The organism is Streptodolium elevatio, from assembly GCF_040649515.1.
Lineage (GTDB): Bacteria > Actinomycetota > Actinomycetes > Streptomycetales > Streptomycetaceae > Yinghuangia > Yinghuangia elevatio.
The window spans coordinates 13860-31368 of record NZ_JBEZFP010000019.1 but is presented as its reverse complement, the minus strand read 5'-3'; the positions used below and the strand labels follow the sequence as shown (position 1 = coordinate 31368).

Here is a 17509-nt window from a genome sequence, read left to right as displayed (position 1 = left end):
CGCCCGGTGCGGACGATCGGGTCCGCACCTGTTCGGTGGCGGGTGTGCGGGCGCGGCAAGGACGTTGTGGGTCCTGGCGTGCGCCGCATTCTCACCTCCACGAAAACACGAAAGGACCCGGGGCGTCGTCGCCCGGATCCTCTTCACGAGTCGTCGGGGGTGGTGTCAGCCGGTCCGGAGACATCAGGTCGTCACCTTCCAGCCCGGCCGGAAATCAACCCGGCCGTTTCCACCCCAGTGGACTCGCGAGTCAGGATAGCCGACATGGCACCGCTTTCCGATGGAGACGGCGATCGTCCCGTATCGCGGACGAATACCGCCACGCATGCGCACTCGGTTCGTCACGATGTGCTGATCAGCGCCGATGGCGTACGCATCAGCGCCGTCCACCATCCGGACAGCGCCCGGGACCTGGCCTTTGTGGTGGCGCACGGATTCACCGGATCGTGGCGCAGGCCGCGCGTCGCGGCGGTGATGGACGTGCTGCGGGCGTACGGCGGCGTCATCGGCTTCGACTTCCGCGGCCACGGGGCCTCCGGCGGTCACGCGACCATGGGGGACCGCGAGGTTCTCGACTTGGACGCGGCGGTCGCCTGGGCCCGCCAAATGGGCTATCGGAGGGTGGCCACGGTCGGCTTCTCGATGGGCGGCTCGGTCGTGGTGCGGCACGCCGCGCTGCACGGGGGAGTGGACGCGGTCGTCGCGGTGAGCGCCCCCTCGCGCTGGTACTACCGGGGTACGCCGCCAATGCGCCGGATTCATTTGGCCATCAATCACCCGGTCGGACGACTCGTCACCCGAACGGTCCTCAAGACGCGCGTCTCGCCGCGACGCTGGAATCCGATCCCGCAGGCTCCCAAAGACCTGGCCGGGCGCCTGTCGCCGGTGCCGCTCCTGATCGTGCACGGCGACCGCGACGCGTACTTTCCGGTGGACCACGCCGAACAGCTGTACGCCGCGGCGCGTGAACCGAGGGAATTGTGGATCGAGCCCGGACTCGGCCATGCGGAGAACGCCGTGGGCCCCGAACTGGTCAAACGCATCGGCGCGTGGGTGAACGGGCGGATCCCCGGATAGGCGGCGGCGTGCGGACGAGGCGTGCGCGGGCGCGATGATGGGGCACTCTGGTGTCCGCCGCGGCCTACGCGGCGCGGGAGAGTTGTGAACGGAAGTGGGCGCGATGGCGGTCGGCACGATGCGGTACTGGGCCGCGGCCAAGGAGGCCGCGGGCACAGCCGAGGAGGTGTACGACGCGGACACGCTCGCCGACGCGCTGCGCGCGGCACGCGAGCGCCACGCGGGTTCGCCGCGCTTCGTCCCGGTGGTCGGGAACTGCTCGTTCGTCGTGGACGGCAACCCGGTCGGCAAGCGCGACCACGGCTCGGTGCTCCTGACCGAGGGCGGAACCGTCGAGGTCCTGCCGCCCTTCGCCGGCGGATGAGCGGGACGCCCCAGGGGCAGCACGGGCAGCACGCACGGCAGGAATTCGACGGCTGGGCGGACGGGGCGCATCCCGGGCAGTACGCGGACGGCCACGCGGCGGTCGACGGCTACGTGGCGGCGGACGGCTATGCGGAGGGCTACGTCGGCGGCGCTGCCGAGGGCGGATATGCGGCCGACGCTTACCTCGACGGCTATTCGGGCGGTGGATCCGGCGACGGCTACGCGGCGGCGGGCTATGGCTACGAGGGACATCCGCAGCAGGTGCCGACGCTGCCGGACGCCCGCCCCGACTCGCAGCAATACGACACGCAGCAATACGACACGCGGCAGTACGACAGCGGCGGTTTCCCGCAGCAATATGCCCCGGCCTATGAGCAGCAGCAGTACGAGGCGGCAGCGGAGCCGTATGCGGGGGAGCCGTACGCCGGCGAGGCGTTCGCCGCGGAGTTGTACGTGCCCTACGCGCCCGGTGGCGGGGAGGAGTCGGCGTACGGCCACCCCGCGCCCGTCGACTATGCGCCCTACGAGGAGCAGGCCGGGGGCAACCGGCGGCTTGAAGGGTTTGACACGTTCGACGAGGCCGCCGAGTTCGACAGGGACGCCGAGTTCGACGGCGCGGACGGATACGACGGCGGCGTCATGGTCGAAGTCGGTGCCGAGTTCGACGCGCGTGCGGGCTTCGGTGATTCGGATGTCCTGGACGCCCCTGCGCCGTTCGACGCTCGGGACGAGCGGAGTGAGACGGGCGGGCGGGGCAGGCGGGGCAAGCGGGACGACTACGCGGAGGTACCCGCCCCCGGGCGGCAGGCGGCCGAGCGCGCGGCCCGCCGCGTGCCGATCTGGCATCCCCCTGGACTGCTCCCCGCGCTACTCACCTCGGGCTTGGCGGGCGCTCTCGTCGTCGGCGCGCTCGTCGGCGGACCCGCCATTGTCGTAAGTGTCGCCGTCCTGCAAGTCGTCACGGCCGCAGGTTGGTTCCGACTGCACGGCATGTGGCCGGCGCGTCAGGGCATCGCGCTCGCAATCCTCGCCGGCTTCGCGGCGGACGTGGCTGTGTTGAAGGCCGGCGACGACGCGCTCGGCATACTGCCGGGCATTCTGGCCGCCGTGCTCGGCGTCGTACTGCTCCAGCAACTCGCGCGCCGGGACGGCCGCCCGGAGTTGCTGCCCGCTCTCACGGTCACCGCGTCCGCCGCGCTTCTGACGGTCCTGGACGTGCTGTTCGTGCTGGCCGCCCGGGTGGAGAGCCCGGACGTACGGGACGGCGCGCTCGTCGTGGTCGGCGCCGCCGCCGTCGCCGTAGCCGTGCTTCCCGCCGCGATGCCGCTCCCCGGCCCGCTGGGCGCCGCCCTCGGCCTCGCCGCCGCGGCGGTCGCCGGCCTGGTCGCCGGGTCGGTCCTGAACGTCGGGGGCACCGCCGTGGCCCTTGGGGTGGGAGCGGGTGTGATGGGCCTGCTGGGCCGCCGCACCGCGGGGTACGACCACCCGTCGAAGTTCGTGCACTTCACCGCGGGAGTCGCCCTGCCGCTTGCGCTGGCCGCGCCCGCCGTCTACCTCCTAGGCCGGGCGGCGCTGGGCTGACGCGCGGCGCTGGGCTGAGGCGTGGTGCCGGCTGTGGCTCTGGTCTGTGGGGCCTGTGGCGCGAAGCCGGGCTGATGCGCGGCATACGCAAGGCTCCCCGCAGCACTCCGCCTTGATCAGATCGGCGGCCGCTCTGCGGGGCTTCCCTCTGGTGGTGCGGCAAAGATCACGGCAGGATTCGTCGCATGCCGTGGAAACGCCGCCGGGGCGGGGCGGGGGGAAGCGATGAACCGGCGCATTCCCCCGCGCGTGAAGGGGATGTGACCGGCAAAAGCGATGTCGTCGCCCGGCCGGCGGACGTGTCTTCCGCCGGTGACGGGGTGTCGGCCGCCGCGCGCGGGCTTGCTCCGATAGTGGCCCCTTCCGTCCCGGAGCGAACCCCTGACACGACGTCAGCTCCCCTGCCCACGGCGGACGAAGCGGTCATCCGCGCGCTCTACCTGGAACACGCCGGGCCGCTGCTCGGTTACACGCTTCGGCTCACCGACGGCGACCGCCTGTGGGCCGAAGACGTCGTGCAGGAGACGTTGCTGCGTGCCTGGCGGCATCCGGAGGCGCTGGATCCCGCGCGCGGGCCCATCCGCGGATGGCTGTGCACGGTCGCCCGCAACCTCGTCATAGACGGCAGCCGGGCGCGACGCGCGCGGCCGCCGGAAACCGGCGACGCTCCGCTGCTGTCGGTTGCCGACGAGCGCGCCGAGGACGAGTTCGACAGGGCCTTGCTGTCGTGGGAAGTGGCCGAGGCACTGGGGGCGCTCACTCCGGAGCACAGGGCGGTGTTACTGGAGACGTACTACCGAGGCAGGTCGGTCGCCGAGGCCGCCAAAGTGCTCGGGGTGCCGGAAGGCACCGTCAAATCGCGGACGTACTACGCACTGCGCGCACTGCGCGTCGCCTTGGAGGAACGGGGGTTGGTGCCGTGAGGGGTGTCGACGAGCCCGGTATGCCCGAGGAGCGCGGCGGGCCCGACGAGCGCGGCGTGCCCGACGTACCTCGCCCGGCAACGGCCAGGCCCGACCGGCGCAGGCCCGCGCCCGCCTTGTCGGACGCGGACGCCGAACCGCCCGCGTTCCCCGCCCCGTTGCTGCCTGAGGCTCCGGACGAGGGGGCGTCCGAAGGTGCCGGCGCCGCCGGTCGCGCCGAGGCCGACGCCGACCGTACGTCCGGCGCCGTCCCCGAACGCCCTGCCGTGCCGCCGCGTCCGACCACCCCGCCGGTCCCACCCCGCCCCGCCCACGCGCCCCCGGTGCCCGCAGCCACGGACGACGGAGAGCCAGGCACGCGTGAACCGGCCAAGGCGGCGCCGCCGACCGAAGCGACCGAAGCGACCGAGAAGCCCGGCGAGGCCGAGCGCCCCGACAACCCGTGGCTACGCCCCAAGCCACCCGCGGCGCCCGCGGTTGCCCCCGTGCTCGCCAAGGCCTCCGCCGTCTCGGCAGACGAACTCGCGTCCCACAGTGCGGACTCCGGCAGCTCGCACTCCGGCAGCTCGCACTCCGGCAGTTCGCGCCCTGGACGTACCGACGCCGACAGCATGGATGCCGACCGCGCGGACACCGACAGCGCGGACACCGACGACCCCGCGAAGCAGATCTGCGCCGCCCTGCGCCTCGACCTCGGCGCGTACGTCCTCGGCGCGCTCAGCGACAGCGAGGCGCAGTGGGTCCGCGCGCATGTCGCCGTCTGTCCCGAGTGCCGCGCCGTGTACGAGGAACTCGCCGTACTGCCAGGCTTCCTGGCCCGTCTCACCCCGGCCGAGGCGGAGGCGAGCGGGGCCGCCGACGAGCTGCCGCCCGCGCGCGTCTTCACCACGGCCGCGGAACGCGTGCACCGGGAGAAGCGCACGCGCCACGTCCTGCTCGCCGCCGCGGCCGCGCTGGCGATCCTGACCGGCACGCTCGGCTGGGCGCTCGGGGCCGAGGACGGCGGCTCGCCGACCGCCGCCGGAACGGCCAGTGCCATACCGCCCTCGCCCGTCCCGACGACACCGCCCGGGCCTTCCCGGCCGCCGGCCGACCAGCGCACGGTCAAGGCCTCCGATGCGGCGTCGGGGGCCGCGATGACGCTGGACTACCGCCCGGCGACGTACGGCACCGGCATCGACCTCATGTTGTCCGGCGTCCCCGCGGGAACCCGGTGCCAGCTCGACGTCTACGGCACCCGTGGGCGCCAGGAGACCGCGTCGTCGTGGGTGGTGCCGGAGGGTGGCTACGGCGGCCCGGGAGGCACGCTGACCGTGCCCGGCGCGACGAGCATCCCGCCCGACGAGATCGTGAGCTTCCGGATCACGGTCGTCGGCAAGGACGAGACTTTGTTGAGCGTCAGACCGCAGGAAACCATGACAAAGACCCCCGTGGCCCGACGTCGCATCTCACCATCCGGGCATTTGCGTCTCGATATATGACACGGGCATGACATTGCCGGTCATACGTCCCTACGATCGGGAACGTGAAGCGACAGGCAGACCTCACCAAGCGGCGCGCAGTGGACCTGTGCCGCACCGCAACCTGCCTGTGTTGCCTGCGCTGACGCGCACCCGGGCACACAGGTCGGCGACCGGCGGACTCGACGAGTTTCCGCGTACGACCGCGACCATGTGACCGGCGGCCCGCAAAGCCCGCCCGCGACTCGCGAGCCATGCATCCGCATGCCCGACCGAGGAGACGGCGGCGCACCCGCGGAGCCGCGGCAAGCCCCGGAGAGCACCGGAGCGGCCGACCGCGCCACCGGACCAGGACCCCCGACCCGCGCGGGTGGCGGGTCCCGGAGCCGGACGGTGAAGGCCGCCGCCGCGCGTCGACGAAGCGCATCCCCCGACTTTTTCTGCCCGTGCAGTGCCCAGTCTCGTGGCCTGCCGCCTCCGTGCGGCGTGCCCACACACCGGAGGTAGACACCCCATGAGCCGTTCCGACGTCCTGGTAGACGCCGCCTGGGTCGAGGCCAACCTCGACAACCCGAAGGTCGTCCTGGTCGAGGTCGACGAGGACACCGCCGCGTACGAGAAGAACCACATCCGCGGCGCGGTCCGCATCGACTGGCGCAAGGACCTCCAGGACCCGGTCAAGCGCGACTTCGTGGACCAGGAGGCGTTCGGCGCGCTCCTGTCCGCCAAGGGCATCGCCAACGACGACACCGTGGTCCTCTACGGCGGCAACAACAACTGGTTCGCGTCCTACGCCTACTGGTACTTCAAGCTCTACGGCCACGGCGACGTCAAGCTCCTCGACGGCGGCCGCAAGAAGTGGGAGCTCGACTCCCGCGAGCTGGTCGTCGAGGTCGTCGAGCGCCCGGCGACCACCTACGTCGCCCAGGAGCAGGACAAGTCGATCCGCGCCTGGCGCGACGACGTCCTCGCGGCGATCGGCACCACCAACCTGGTCGACGTGCGCTCGCCCGACGAGTTCTCCGGCAAGCTGCTCGCCCCCGCGCACCTGCCGCAGGAGCAGTCGCAGAAGGCCGGCCACGTCCCGACCGCGAAGAACATCCCGTGGTCGAAGGCCGCCAACGACGACGGCACCTTCAAGTCCGACGAGGAGCTCAAGGCCCTCTACGAGGGCGAGGGTGTCGACCTGTCCAAGGACACCATCGCGTACTGCCGCATCGGCGAGCGCTCGGCGCACACCTGGTTCGTGCTGCACGAGCTGCTCGACCAGGCCAACGTCCGCAACTACGACGGTTCCTGGACCGAGTACGGCGCGCTCGTCGGCGTGCCGATCGAGCTCGGTTCCGGCAAGTAAGCGCTCAGCGCATATAAGGCAAGGAGTTACGACATGTGCGGCGCTAAGGCCGGCGGGCCGGATCTGGCAGGAGTAGACGTGGCGAACGAGACGATCATCCAGGGTTCCGTGACCAAGGGCGGACAGCCGATCAACGGCTACGTGCGTCTCCTGGACGCGGGCGGCGACTTCACCGCGGAGGTCCCCACCTCCGCGAGCGGCCAGTTCCGGTTCTTCGCGGCCCCGGGCACCTGGACCGTGCGTGCGCTGGTCCCCGGCGCGACCGTGGACCGTGCGGTCGTCGCCGAGAAGGGCGGCGTCGCCGAGGTCGAGATCGCGGTCTGACGCTCCGACGACGCTCCGAGGTTCGGACGCTTCGACGTCCCGGACGCTCGGCGCTCGGCGGTCGACGCCCGTCGCAAGGCGGCGCGGACGACGGTGGCACGGGTCTCCTTCGGACGTACACCCACGGTGCCTGTCCCATCCGGGCGTTCGCGCAAGGGCGGTGCCCCTCCCCCGAAAGGGCGAGGGGCACCGCCCTTGCGCATACCCGTCCGTGTGAGCACGCCGGGTCTCGGGCAAGATCGCCGTTGTGACTAACCCATCGTCCGCAGAAACGATTCATGATCGCGCACGCAACCGACCGACGGACGGCCGCGTCCGCGAGGGGGAGGGGAGGCGCTGATGGCTTGGCTGCTCGTCATCGTCGCGGGGGTTCTGGAGACCGGGTTCGCGCTGCTGCTCAAAGCCAGCGACGGGTTCACCAAGCTGTGGCCCACGATCGGGTTCGCGCTGTGCGCCATCAGCAGCTTCGGCCTGCTGACGCTTTCGCTCAAGACACTCGACGTCGGGCCGGCGTACGCCGTGTGGACCGGCATCGGCGCCGCGGGCACCGCGATCATGGGCATCTTCCTGTACGGCGAATCCTCGTCGGTCCTCAAGCTCGTCTCGATCGCGCTGATCCTGGCGGGCGTCGTGGGCCTCAACCTGTCGGGCATCAGCCACTGACGGCAGGCCGCCGGCCGTCGCGGCGGGACGGGGCTTTTCGCCGGCCCGGACGTACGGTGGAAGGGTGCGTCGGCGCCGCAGGCTCTACTTCGCGCTCATGGGCACCTGCCTGACATTGTTCGTGCTCGCATGGGCGGTGATCCGTTTTGTCTCGGTGCCGGCAGCCGTGGCGATGAGCGTCGTGGCCATGGTGATCCCGCCGTTCGCGGCGATCGTCGCCAATCGCCGCGACCCGGGGGAGAAGTGGTTCGACGAGTAGGTCCGCGTGGACGTCGGTACGCGCGGACGTCGGTACACACGTGCACGCCAGTACGCGCGCACGCCAGCACGTGTGGACGTCAGTACACGAGCGCCTGCGCGTCGTCGGCCATCGCCTCCTGCACGAACACCTGCGCGCCCGCGATCCGCACGCCCGGGATCACGTCGTCGCCGGTGATCTCCCGCCGCGCCGCGCACTGAGTGCACACCGTCACGCGGCCGCCCGCGAGGACCGCCTCCAGCAGGTCGGTCAGCGGCGCGGCCTCCGGGAGGGTGAACTCCGCGGCACGGCCGGGCAGCGCGAACCACGCCGACTCGCCGGTCAGCCACAGGGACACCTCGACGCCGCCGGCCACCGCCACGGCCGCGACGGTGAACGCCTGCGAGCACCGCTCGGGCGCGTCCAGGCCTGCCGTCACCTTCACCACAAGACTCCGCTTCATCCGGCTCACGGTAGTGCGCCCGGCGGCCGGCGCCCGTCCCACGGCCGTGTCGTACGCCACCCTGGGCGGTTCCGGCACCCCCCGCGCCCGTACACTGATCGCGGATTCAGCCTGGTTCGCGGCACGACGCGCGGCACTCGCCCAAGGAGCAGCAAGGTGCACACGTTCTTCATCGTGATGCTGGTCGTCGTCGGCATCATGGTCGCCTGGTTCGCGGCGCTCACCGTCTCCAAGCTCTACAAGGGCCAGAGCTGATCCACCCGGTAGGCTCGGGCGCCGACACTGTTCCCGTACCAGGCCGGATGACATGATCGAAATTCCGGACGACATGCACCCCGACGTCGTCCCGCTCGCCTTTCTGCTCGGCACCTGGGAAGGCGCCGGCGTCGGCGACTACCCGACGATCGAGGCGTTCCGCTACGGCCAGCAGGTGACCTTCACGCAGGACGGCAGGCCGTTCCTGGCCTACACGTCGCGGACGTGGCTGCTGGACGACGACGGCAACCGGGTGCGCCCGCTCGCCACCGAGACCGGGTACTGGAAGTCGAAGCTCGACGGCAGCGTCGAGGTGACCCTCGCGCATCCGACCGGCATCGTCGAGATCTGGTTGGGCGAGACCGACAACGGCCGCGTCGAGATCCGCACGGATGTCGTGGCGCGCACGGTCGACGCCAAGGAGTACACCGCGGGCCACCGGCTCTACGGCCTGGTCAAGGGCGAGCTGATGTACGCGTACGACATGGCTGCGATGGGGCAACCTCTCCAGGCCCACGTGTCCGCGCAACTCAAGCGCGTCGACACGGAGATCGCCGCCGAGTAGGACGAACAGACCGGGTACGCCCGGCAGTCCGACCGAGCCGGGCCGTACCGGGGCCTGCCGACCGCATGTGCGCGGCCGGCAGGCTCGCGTCGCCGACCACTGATCGCGGCCTACGGCGCTCACCGCGCTACCCGACCGTCTTCGGCGTCTCCGCGTTCGGATAGCGCCGCAGGTAGACGTCCATCGTGTCGGCGCGCAGGTTCTCCCAGAGGAACCGCGACTGCTCGGGGGCGAGCACCACCGCGTCCTGTCCGGCGATGTTCGTCAGCTCCGAGACCGGCGCGGTCATGAACCTGACGTCGTCGCCGCGCAGTTTGCGCATTCCCCACACCAGGTCGCGCAGGTCGCTGTTGGACATCCGGTCGTCGACGCTGATCGAGCCGGTCAGCGCGTCGAGCAGGTCCGGCAGGTCGAGCGGGTCGTCCAGCAGGCCGCCGGACAACAGCTTCTGCATGACCGCCCGCATGAACTCCTGCTGCCGCTCGACCCGGTCGAGGTCGCCGCGCGGCAGGCCCTTGCGCTCGCGTACGTACGCCAGCGCCTCGGCACCGTTCATGTGGTGCTTGCCGACCGTCCAGGCGCGGCCGTCCTCGCCCGGCGGGATCTCCTCGTCCACCACGATGTCCACGCCGCCGAGTGCGTCGGTGAGCTTCTTGAAGCCCTCCCAGTCGATGGCCGCGAAGTGGTCGACGCGCACATCCGTCAGTCGCTGCACGGTGTCGATGAGCAGCGGCGGACCGCCCCACGAGAAGGCCGCGTTGATCTTGGCGTCGCCGCGCCCCGGGACCGTCACCCACGAGTCGCGGGGGATCGAGACGATGTACGCCTGGGTCCGGTCCGCCGACAGGTGCAGCAGCATCGTCGCGTCGCTGCGCTGCGCGCCCTCCTGCCACAGTGGGGCCTTGGCGTCGCGCCCGGTGGTCGGCATGTCGGAGCGCGAGTCGAGTCCGACGAGGACGAAGTTCAGGCCCTTGCCGCGCGGCGGTTGCTCGGCGATCGGGACGTTCGGGAAGGCGTTCTCGATGCGGTCCACCTTGCCGGCGTAGTGGTCGATGAACCACCACACGCCGACCGCCGCCACCAGGACCAGCGACAGCATCATCACGAGCATCGAGATCAGGACGGCCCGGGTACGTCGGCGCCGCCGGAACTTGCGCCGATCGGGCGGCACGGCCGGGACGTCGCTCCCGTCGCTTCCGTCGTCCCCGTCCCCGTCCCCGTTGCCTCCGCCGGAGCCCGCTCCCGAGCCCGCGTCGCCGTCCACCCCGTCGTCGACGCCGCCACCGCGGCGGGTGGCCGTACGCTCGTCGATGCTGCCGTCGTCCAGGATGCGCAGCCCGAGGCCGTGCACGTTGCTGATGCCGTCGGCTATCTGTTGTCGCTCGCGTTCGGCACGTGCCTGGGCGCGACGTTCGGCCCGCGTCGACCCCTCCTGCGACGCGCCCTCCGACTCGCTCCCCGAACCGCGCTCCGACCCGCGCCAAGCTTCGCCCTGCGCCGCGCCCGGCGACTCGGCGTGCGGCTGCGCACGTCCGTCGCCGGACGTGCCGTCCGATGGTGCCCCCACCCGGGACTGTTCGTCGTCCACGTGGGGCATTGTGTCCCGGCGAGGACACTGCCACGTGGGAATCCGCCAAGTCGTGAGGCGACCTAGAATTGGCCGGTGACCACCGACTGGAAGCGCGAGCTACGGGACAAGGGCTACCGGCTGACGCCACAGCGCCAGCTCGTGCTGGAGGCGGTGACGAACCTCGGGCACGCGACGCCGGACGAGATCCTGACGGAGATCCACAAGACCGCCAGCGGCATCAACATCTCGACCGTGTACCGCACGCTCGAACTCCTCGAGCACCTCGAGCTGGTGAAGCACACGCATCTCGGGCACGGCGCCCCGACGTACCACCCCGCCGGGCACAGCAATCACCTGCACCTGGTGTGCCGGGACTGCGGGGGCGTCACCGAGGTCGAGCCGGGCCTCGCCGCGCCGCTCGCGGCCACCGTGGAGTCGCGCCACGGCTTCGACATCGACCTCCAGCACTTCGCGATTTTCGGCCGCTGCGGGGACTGCGTGCGGGCCCGTGCCGCCGAGAGCGCCGCGGAGGACGGCCCCGAGGCCCGTGGTCATGGTGAGGAGCCGGGCCCGACGGACGGCGACCGGACGGGCGCCGGGGCGGGCAGCAGGGCCGGCAACGGCGTCGGCAACGGGACCACCTCCCCGTCGACTTCCGCGCGAGGTACCTAAGCTGGACGGCATGACCGTCACCAGCCCTCTGCTGTCCCTGCCCGGTGCCGTCGCCGCCGAGGCGCCGGACGAAGGCGTCGCCGCGCACTACGGCGACCCCCTGCGCGAACAACGCAGGCTTGCGGAGGGCCGGGGGTTCGTCGACTTGTCGAACCGCGGCGTCGTCCGCGTCTCCGGCCCGGACCGCCTGTCGTGGCTGCACTCGCTGACCACGCAGCACCTCACCGACCTCAAGCCGGGCGACGCGACCGTCACCCTCGTCCTGAGCCCGAACGGCCACATCGAGCACGCGATGTACGTCGTCGACGACGGCGAGGCTCTCTGGGCGCACGTCGAGCCCGGCACCGCCCCCGCGCTCGTCACCTTCCTCGACCGCATGCGCTTCCTGCTGCGCGTCGAGGTCGAGGACCTGACCGAGACGTACGCGGTGGTCTTCGAGCCGCGCACCGAACCGGACGGCGACACGTCCGCGGGCGAGGGCGTCGTCGTGCGCGCGACGGAGGAGGGCCGCGAGCTGTTCCTGCCGCGTGAGCGCCTCGCCGAGTACGGTGCCGCGCACGCCGATCCGGCGGGTATGTGGGCGTACGAGGCGCTGCGCGTCGCGGCGTACCGCCCGCGGGTGGGCAACGAGACCGACCACCGCACGATCGTCCACGAGCTGGGCTGGATCGGCACTGCTGTGCACCTCAACAAGGGCTGCTACCGCGGCCAGGAGACGGTCGCGCGCGTGCACAACCTCGGACGGCCCCCGCGCCGCCTGGTGTTCCTGCACCTGGACGGCACCGAGGAGAAGCTCCCGGCCCACGGCGCCCCGGTGGAACTCGACGGTCGGCAGATCGGTTTCGTGACCAGCTCCGCCCGGCACCACGAGCTCGGCACGATCGCGCTGGCCCTGGTGAAGCGGAACACGGCGGTGGACGCGGTGCTGACCGCCGACGGCGTGCCCGCCTCGCAGGAGGTCGTCGTCCCGGCCTGACCGGGTTCCCGCGCGACCGGGGGATATCCCCATGTCGGTTGCGCCGCCGCGGGCGGACAATGGCGGTACGAGGCCATTTCGAGGGGGTACGACATGTCCAACCGCGGCCCGTACATCGCCGCCGGAATCGTCGTCGCGATCATCGCCCTGTGGGTCATTCCGGGCTGGCTGGCGTGGGTCGTCTTCGCGGCGATCCTCGGGATCCCGGTCGTCGCGTACCTCACGCTCGACCGCTCGCAGCGCCGCCGGATCCGCAACATCAACCGCCGCAGGCTGCCCTGACGGCCCCCTGACCACCTGACGGCCCCTGACCGCGGCCGCCGGGGGCGTTTGCCGGGCCGGGCGTCCGGGGCGTCACAATGGCCGCATGCGAGCAGTCGTCCAGCGTGTGTCGGAAGCGTCCGTGACCGTGGGCGGGGAGACCGTCGGGTCGATCCTCGGCCCCGGCCTGTGCGTACTCGTCGGCGTCACGCACGAAGACACCGCCGAGCACGCCAAACGCCTGGCCGCGAAGCTGTGGAGCCTGCGGATCCTGGACGGCGAGAAGTCGTGCTCCGACCTGTCCGCCCCGCTGCTGGTGATCAGCCAGTTCACGCTGTACGGCGACGCCCGCAAGGGACGGCGCCCCACCTGGAACGCGGCGGCGCCCGGCGAGGTCGCCGAGCCCATGGTGAACGCGGTCGTCGCCGAACTCCGGGCGCTGGGCGCACACGTGGAGACCGGCGTCTTCGGTGCGGACATGCGCGTCGCACTCGTCAACGACGGGCCGATCACACTCGTCATCGACATCTAGCTCGTCATCGACATCCAGCTCAGACAGCGGGCACGCGGGCCGTTCTTCTCCCGAGCGTCGGGCGATTGAGGGCGGTTCCCCCGGACGCGGTGCGGGTGCGACCCGTCCGGGGCGATTCGTCCCTGTACGGCACGCGCCATCCCGGCTGCCGTGGCACGATGCGTGCCATGGCAGATCCGCTGAAGCCGTCCGCGCGGGACGAGGCAGCCCGAAAGGCCGTTTCGCCCGCCCCCTCCGCGGCTCCGGCCACGGCCCTCGCGCCCGAACACGCCACCGCCCCGGCCCCCGCGCCGGACCCGGCGCCGAACCCCGCTTCGGATCCCGGAGCGCCGGCGGCACACTCCGGCGACGCCCCTGCCGCCGTCCCGGGCTCGGCGCCCGACCCGGTACGCGCCCTCGGTCTCGACGCCGTGCGCGGTCGGCGCCGCGAGGCCCAGCGGGAGGAGAGCGACCTGTCGTACCTGCGTCGCCTGCTGCAAGGCCGGATCGACATCGTGCGTGCCGAATTGCTGCGGCGGCAGGACCCGGCGGCGGCCCCGGCAGGTGGCCCCGGTCCGGCGCCGGTGATGGAGAAGTTGTCGGAGATCCTGTCCAGGCACACCGGCCCCGCCCGCGGGGCACGTCACGTCACGGTCCATCCGCCGCGCACCGAGCGGTACCGGGTCCGGATCGAGCGCATGCTCGCCGACGTCGAACTGTCGGACCTCGCGGCACGCAGCGATGCCGAACTCCGCACCGCGCTGGAGGACCTGTCGGGCTACGAGCAGGAGGTCTCCGCGCGGCGCCTGGAACTCCAGCGCGAGATGGACCATTGCGGCGCGGAGATCGCCCGCAGGTACCGTGAAGGGGAGGCCAGGGTCGACGACCTGCTCTCCGGGCGCTGATGGGCGGTGCGGAGCGGGTGGCGGCGACCCCGGCCGGAATCCCGGGCGGCCGCCTTGCGTGCGCGCCTTCACCAGTCGTATGCCGAGGAACACGCCTATGTCCGTCCAGCCGCAGGACCCTTCGTCGCCCGCGATACCCGGGGCAGTGTCCGGGTCGTCCTCCGGGGCAATACCGGGCTCAGCGCCGGCGACGCCGGAGGCCCCGCCGGTCCTGGCCGAGGTCGTCCGCTCGGGCTTCGTCGAGGGGCGGCACCGGGGCGCTCTGGTTGCCTTGGAGGCGGACGGCTCGGTCGCCTTCGCCCTGGGGGACGTCACGCGCCCGGTGTTCCCGCGCTCGTCGACCAAGCCCGCGCAGGCCGCCGCCGCGCTGCGGGCGGGGCTGGACCTCGACGGCGAGCTGCTGGCGCTGGCCGCCGCGAGCCATTCGGGTGAACCTTTCCACCTGGACGGGGTACGCAAGATCCTGGCCGGGGCGGGCCTCGACCCGTCCGCGCTGCACACGCCGCCGCAACCGCCGCTGGGCGAACGGGCGTACGAGGACTACCTGCGCTCCGGCGGCCGTCCCGACCCGCTGGTGATGAACTGCTCCGGCAAGCACGCCGCGTGGCTGGCCGCATGCGTCGCCAACGGCTGGGACACCGAGACGTACCTCGACCCCGTGCACCCGCTGCAACAGCTCGTGCTGCGGACCATCGAGGAACTGGCCGACGAGCGCATCGCGCACCTGGGCGTCGACGGCTGCGGTGCGCCGGTGCCGGCGGTGAGCCTGACCGGACTCGCCCGGCTGTTCCGCTCGATGGTGGTCGCGTGCACCGGGACGCCTCAGCAGCGCGTCGCGTCGGCGATGCGGGCGCACCCCGAGTACGTCGCGGGCACCGGCCGAGTGGACACGCTGCTCATGCGCGGCGTTCCGGGGCTGGTCGCGAAGATGGGTGCGGAAGCTGTGCAGGGCATCGCGCTCGCGGACGGGCGCGCGCTGGCGTTCAAGGTCGAGGACGGCTCGGTGCGTACGCTCGGGCCGATCGTGGCCCGGGCGCTGCGTCGCATGGGTGTCGACGCCGCCGTGCTCGACGAGATCGCCGAGGTCGAACTGACCGGTGGCGGTCGGCCGGTGGGGGCTGTCCGCGCGGCGTTCTGAGGGCGCGCAAGGGCGGCGTGGGTATGGCAGGGCCCGCGCACGTCGGCCCCGTTCTCGAGACCGTCGGTCGGACCGCTCCTCAGACCCGCGTATGTTCCGGAGGCCGGGCCTGCGCCTCCGCCGCCTCGCGCGCGTCGTACGCCGCCCGCGCCGCCGCGATCTCGTTCTGGTGCCCCTCGGTCCACGTCACCAGCGCCTGGATGGTGTCGTGCAGCGTCGCGCCCAGCGGTGTCAGCGCGTACTCGACGCGCGGCGGCACGACCGGGTACACCGTGCGCTCGACGAGCCCGTCGCGCTCCAACTGCCGCAGCGTCACCGTCAGCATGCGCTGGCTGATGCCGTCGATCTTGCGGCGCAACTCCGTGAAGCGCAGCGTGTGCCGGTCCAGCAGCGCGATGACGAGCAGCGACCACTTGTCGGCGACGCGGTCGAGGATCTGGCGCACCTCGCAGTCCTCCCGCGTGTCCCACTGAAGGGCGTCGTAGTCGCGGTCGGTTCCTTCGCAGTGACCGGGTGACTTGTAAGTGCCTTCTTCCATGTCAGCCCATGGTTCCCGAAGATTCCTTCAGGCACAAGAGGTAACCGACCCGGGCTCGCCCGGGACCGGGCGCCGCGTGCCCGTCCCCTGCCGTCCGCGCACCCGAGGAGCCATGCCATGTCCGCGCTCTCCACCGCACCGCCCTCTCCGGACCACGCCACCGCCACGCCGGCCGCAAAACCCGACGTCGGCCTGAGTCCACGGGCCTGGGGCATCCTCCTCGTCCTGTCCGGCGCGATCTTCCTGGAGGGCATCGACGTCGCGATGATGGGCGTCGCCCTGCCCGCGATCCAGTCCGACCTCGGCATGTCCACCGCGTCCCTGCAGTGGGTGGTCAGTGCGTACGTCCTCGGCTACGGCGGCTTCATGCTGCTCGGCGGACGCGCCGCCGACCTGCTCGGCCGCCGCCGCATGTTCCTCTTCTGGCTGACCGTCTTCCTGCTCTTCTCCGGCCTCGGCGGTTTCGCGGACAGCGGCTGGATGCTGATCCTGTCGCGCTTCGTCACCGGCCTTGCCGCCGCCTTCATGACCCCCGCCGGGCTCTCGATCATCACTACCTCCTTCGCCGAGGGGCCGCAGCGCAACAAGGCGCTGCTCGTGTACGCCGGCATCGCCGCGGCCGGCTTCTCCCTCGGCCTGGTGGTCGGCGGACTCCTGACCGCGATCCACTGGCGCTGGGTCTTCTTCGCGCCGGTCATCCTCGCCGCGCTGATCCTGGTCACCGCCGCCCGTCTCCTCCCGCGCGAGGAACGCCCGGCCCGCACAAGCGGGTTCGACGTCACCGGCGCCGTCACCATCACCGGTGCCATGCTGCTGCTCGTCACCACCGTGGTCCGCGCCCCCGACGTCGACGTCAAGTGGACCGTCCTGACCGGCGTCGCCGGACTCCTCGCCCTCTCCGTCTTCGTCGCCGTCGAGCGCCGCTCCTCGTCGCCGCTGGTCCGCCTCGGCATCCTGCGCTCGGCACCGCTCATCCGCGCCAACATCGGCGCCATCGCGTTCTCCGGCTCGTTCGTCGGATTCCAGTTCATGCTGGTGCAGTACCTCCAGCACCTGCGCGGCTGGAGCGCCCTGGAGACCGGTCTCGCGATGATCGCGATCGGCATCGACGCCATCGTGGCGCCGGTCCTGACGCCGCGCCTGGTGGCGCGGTTCGGCAACACGAAGGTGATCGCCACCGGGTTCACCGCGGCCCTCGGCGCCTACGCGTTCTTCCTGACGGTGGGCACGGACACCGCGTACGCCGTCATGCTCCCCGCGATGCTGCTGCTCGGCATGGCCTTCGCCCTCGCGTACGGTCCGCTCACCATCGCCGCGACCGACGGCATCGACGAGGCCGAACAGGGCCTCGCGGGCGGCCTGTTCAACACGTCCTTCCAGTTCGGCTCGGCGCTCGGCCTGGCCGTCGCCACGGCCGTCAACGTCGCCGTCACCCAGTCCGAGTCCCCCTCCGATCTCCTCGCCGGCTACAAGGCCGCCTTCGTCGTCTCCGTCGTCGCGGCCTTCCTCGCCCTGCTCACCACCTTCGGCGGCCTCCGCAGCGCCCGCCGCTGACCCGCACACGACCGACGCAAGCACCGCTCTCGACCGCGCCCGGACCCCCGGGCGCGGTCGACGCATGAGCGAGGTTCCTCCACGGGTGTCACACGCGCGGGCCGGCCGGTGTCTT

Annotated in this window: 21 protein-coding genes; 18 read left to right on the top strand and 3 right to left on the bottom strand. The window is 71.9% G+C overall.

Annotated elements, in window-relative coordinates; genetic code table 11:
- Nucleotides 1-348: 348 nt before the first annotated feature.
- From AB0C36_RS10165 to AB0C36_RS10120, 10 genes are all read left to right on the top strand, one after another.
- A complete protein-coding gene (locus AB0C36_RS10165) occupies nucleotides 349-1077 on the top strand; it encodes an alpha/beta hydrolase (protein ID WP_358352034.1) in 729 nt (242 codons plus the stop codon).
- Between the two features lie 103 nt (nucleotides 1078-1180).
- Nucleotides 1181-1441 (top strand): MoaD/ThiS family protein, encoded by a 261-nt coding sequence (locus AB0C36_RS10160; protein WP_358352031.1) that lies wholly within the window; start codon nucleotides 1181-1183, stop codon nucleotides 1439-1441.
- Nucleotides 1438-3024, top strand: a complete 1587-nt coding sequence (locus AB0C36_RS10155) for a hypothetical protein (protein WP_358352028.1) — start codon at nucleotides 1438-1440, stop codon at nucleotides 3022-3024. The genes AB0C36_RS10160 and AB0C36_RS10155 overlap by 4 nt, the downstream gene beginning before the upstream one ends.
- A 353-nt stretch (nucleotides 3025-3377) precedes the next feature.
- Nucleotides 3378-3947 (top strand): sigma-70 family RNA polymerase sigma factor, encoded by a 570-nt coding sequence (locus AB0C36_RS10150; protein ID WP_435839019.1) that lies wholly within the window; start codon nucleotides 3378-3380, stop codon nucleotides 3945-3947.
- Complete coding sequence (locus AB0C36_RS10145) at nucleotides 3944-5428, top strand: anti-sigma factor family protein (RefSeq protein WP_358352025.1); 1485 nt, start codon at nucleotides 3944-3946, stop codon at nucleotides 5426-5428. The genes AB0C36_RS10150 and AB0C36_RS10145 overlap by 4 nt, the downstream gene beginning before the upstream one ends.
- Before the next feature lie 44 nt (nucleotides 5429-5472).
- Nucleotides 5473-5553 carry a putative leader peptide gene (locus AB0C36_RS10140; protein WP_358352153.1) on the top strand — a complete coding sequence of 27 codons (81 nt, stop codon included), beginning with the start codon at nucleotides 5473-5475 and terminating at the stop codon, nucleotides 5551-5553.
- A gap of 368 nt (nucleotides 5554-5921) precedes the next feature.
- The gene (locus tag AB0C36_RS10135) at nucleotides 5922-6761 is read left to right on the top strand and encodes a sulfurtransferase (RefSeq protein ID WP_358352023.1); all 840 of its coding nucleotides are present in this window, start codon (nucleotides 5922-5924) and stop codon (nucleotides 6759-6761) included.
- Between the two features lie 33 nt (nucleotides 6762-6794).
- Nucleotides 6795-7085, top strand: coding sequence for a DUF1416 domain-containing protein (locus tag AB0C36_RS10130; RefSeq protein WP_358352021.1), 291 nt, complete (start codon nucleotides 6795-6797; stop codon nucleotides 7083-7085).
- A gap of 339 nt (nucleotides 7086-7424) precedes the next feature.
- Entirely contained in the window at nucleotides 7425-7748 is a 324-nt protein-coding gene (locus AB0C36_RS10125) for a DMT family transporter (RefSeq protein WP_358352018.1), read from the top strand.
- 64 nt (nucleotides 7749-7812) lie between these two features.
- Nucleotides 7813-8007, top strand: coding sequence for a DUF3099 domain-containing protein (locus AB0C36_RS10120; RefSeq protein WP_358352015.1), 195 nt, complete (start codon nucleotides 7813-7815; stop codon nucleotides 8005-8007).
- A 79-nt stretch (nucleotides 8008-8086) separates the two neighbouring features.
- Here the strand turns inward: AB0C36_RS10120 and AB0C36_RS10115 are convergent, their stop codons facing one another.
- Complete coding sequence (locus AB0C36_RS10115) at nucleotides 8087-8449, bottom strand: DsrE family protein (protein ID WP_358352014.1); 363 nt, start codon at nucleotides 8447-8449, stop codon at nucleotides 8087-8089.
- 307 nt (nucleotides 8450-8756) lie between these two features.
- On the opposite strand from AB0C36_RS10115, the gene AB0C36_RS10110 reads away from it, so the two are divergent.
- A complete protein-coding gene (locus tag AB0C36_RS10110) occupies nucleotides 8757-9269 on the top strand; it encodes a heme-binding beta-barrel domain-containing protein (RefSeq protein ID WP_358352012.1) in 513 nt (170 codons plus the stop codon).
- Between the two features lie 127 nt (nucleotides 9270-9396).
- Here the strand turns inward: AB0C36_RS10110 and AB0C36_RS10105 are convergent, their stop codons facing one another.
- Entirely contained in the window at nucleotides 9397-10857 is a 1461-nt protein-coding gene (locus tag AB0C36_RS10105) for an LCP family protein (protein WP_358352009.1), read from the bottom strand.
- Between the two features lie 75 nt (nucleotides 10858-10932).
- Here AB0C36_RS10105 and AB0C36_RS10100 point away from each other — a divergent pair, with 75 nt between their 5' ends.
- The 6 genes from AB0C36_RS10100 to AB0C36_RS10075 all read left to right on the top strand — a co-directional run bounded on the left by AB0C36_RS10100 (nucleotide 10933) and on the right by AB0C36_RS10075 (nucleotide 15302).
- Nucleotides 10933-11511 carry a Fur family transcriptional regulator gene (locus tag AB0C36_RS10100; RefSeq protein WP_358352007.1) on the top strand — a complete coding sequence of 193 codons (579 nt, stop codon included), beginning with the start codon at nucleotides 10933-10935 and terminating at the stop codon, nucleotides 11509-11511.
- Nucleotides 11512-11521: 10 nt separating this feature from the next.
- Complete coding sequence (gene ygfZ / locus AB0C36_RS10095) at nucleotides 11522-12487, top strand: CAF17-like 4Fe-4S cluster assembly/insertion protein YgfZ (RefSeq protein WP_358352004.1); 966 nt, start codon at nucleotides 11522-11524, stop codon at nucleotides 12485-12487.
- A 93-nt stretch (nucleotides 12488-12580) separates the two neighbouring features.
- Nucleotides 12581-12769 (top strand): tail-anchor membrane protein, encoded by a 189-nt coding sequence (locus AB0C36_RS10090; RefSeq protein WP_358352002.1) that lies wholly within the window; start codon nucleotides 12581-12583, stop codon nucleotides 12767-12769.
- 85 nt (nucleotides 12770-12854) lie between these two features.
- Nucleotides 12855-13280, top strand: coding sequence for a D-aminoacyl-tRNA deacylase (dtd, locus tag AB0C36_RS10085; protein ID WP_358351999.1), 426 nt, complete (start codon nucleotides 12855-12857; stop codon nucleotides 13278-13280).
- Between the two features lie 167 nt (nucleotides 13281-13447).
- Nucleotides 13448-14164 (top strand): RsiG family protein, encoded by a 717-nt coding sequence (locus AB0C36_RS10080; protein ID WP_358351996.1) that lies wholly within the window; start codon nucleotides 13448-13450, stop codon nucleotides 14162-14164.
- A gap of 97 nt (nucleotides 14165-14261) precedes the next feature.
- Nucleotides 14262-15302, top strand: a complete 1041-nt coding sequence (locus AB0C36_RS10075) for an asparaginase (protein WP_435839017.1) — start codon at nucleotides 14262-14264, stop codon at nucleotides 15300-15302.
- Between the two features lie 79 nt (nucleotides 15303-15381).
- Here AB0C36_RS10075 and AB0C36_RS10070 read toward each other — a convergent pair whose 3' ends face one another.
- Nucleotides 15382-15840, bottom strand: coding sequence for a winged helix-turn-helix transcriptional regulator (locus tag AB0C36_RS10070; RefSeq protein ID WP_358351993.1), 459 nt, complete (start codon nucleotides 15838-15840; stop codon nucleotides 15382-15384).
- A 192-nt stretch (nucleotides 15841-16032) separates the two neighbouring features.
- Between AB0C36_RS10070 and AB0C36_RS10065 the strand changes: the two genes are divergently transcribed.
- Nucleotides 16033-17394 (top strand): MFS transporter, encoded by a 1362-nt coding sequence (locus AB0C36_RS10065; RefSeq protein ID WP_358352150.1) that lies wholly within the window; start codon nucleotides 16033-16035, stop codon nucleotides 17392-17394.
- The last annotated feature ends 115 nt before the right edge of the window (nucleotides 17395-17509 follow it).

Bases quoted from the DNA above. Each gene is read 5' to 3' on its own strand.
- dtd (WP_358351999.1), top strand. From the start codon at position 12,855: ATGCGAGCAGTCGTCCAGCGTGTGTCGGAAGCGTCCGTGACCGTGGGC.
- AB0C36_RS10125 (WP_358352018.1), top strand. From the start codon at position 7,425: ATGGCTTGGCTGCTCGTCATCGTCGCGGGGGTTCTGGAGACCGGGTTC.
- AB0C36_RS10075 (WP_435839017.1), top strand. From the start codon at position 14,262: ATGTCCGTCCAGCCGCAGGACCCTTCGTCGCCCGCGATACCCGGGGCA.
- AB0C36_RS10110 (WP_358352012.1), top strand. From the start codon at position 8,757: ATGATCGAAATTCCGGACGACATGCACCCCGACGTCGTCCCGCTCGCC.
- AB0C36_RS10080 (WP_358351996.1), top strand. From the start codon at position 13,448: ATGGCAGATCCGCTGAAGCCGTCCGCGCGGGACGAGGCAGCCCGAAAG.
- AB0C36_RS10160 (WP_358352031.1), top strand. From the start codon at position 1,181: ATGGCGGTCGGCACGATGCGGTACTGGGCCGCGGCCAAGGAGGCCGCG.
- AB0C36_RS10155 (WP_358352028.1), top strand. From the start codon at position 1,438: ATGAGCGGGACGCCCCAGGGGCAGCACGGGCAGCACGCACGGCAGGAA.
- AB0C36_RS10090 (WP_358352002.1), top strand. From the start codon at position 12,581: ATGTCCAACCGCGGCCCGTACATCGCCGCCGGAATCGTCGTCGCGATC.
- ygfZ (WP_358352004.1), top strand. From the start codon at position 11,522: ATGACCGTCACCAGCCCTCTGCTGTCCCTGCCCGGTGCCGTCGCCGCC.
- AB0C36_RS10115 (WP_358352014.1), bottom strand. From the start codon at position 8,449: ATGAAGCGGAGTCTTGTGGTGAAGGTGACGGCAGGCCTGGACGCGCCC.
- AB0C36_RS10070 (WP_358351993.1), bottom strand. From the start codon at position 15,840: ATGGAAGAAGGCACTTACAAGTCACCCGGTCACTGCGAAGGAACCGAC.
- AB0C36_RS10135 (WP_358352023.1), top strand. From the start codon at position 5,922: ATGAGCCGTTCCGACGTCCTGGTAGACGCCGCCTGGGTCGAGGCCAAC.
- AB0C36_RS10130 (WP_358352021.1), top strand. From the start codon at position 6,795: ATGTGCGGCGCTAAGGCCGGCGGGCCGGATCTGGCAGGAGTAGACGTG.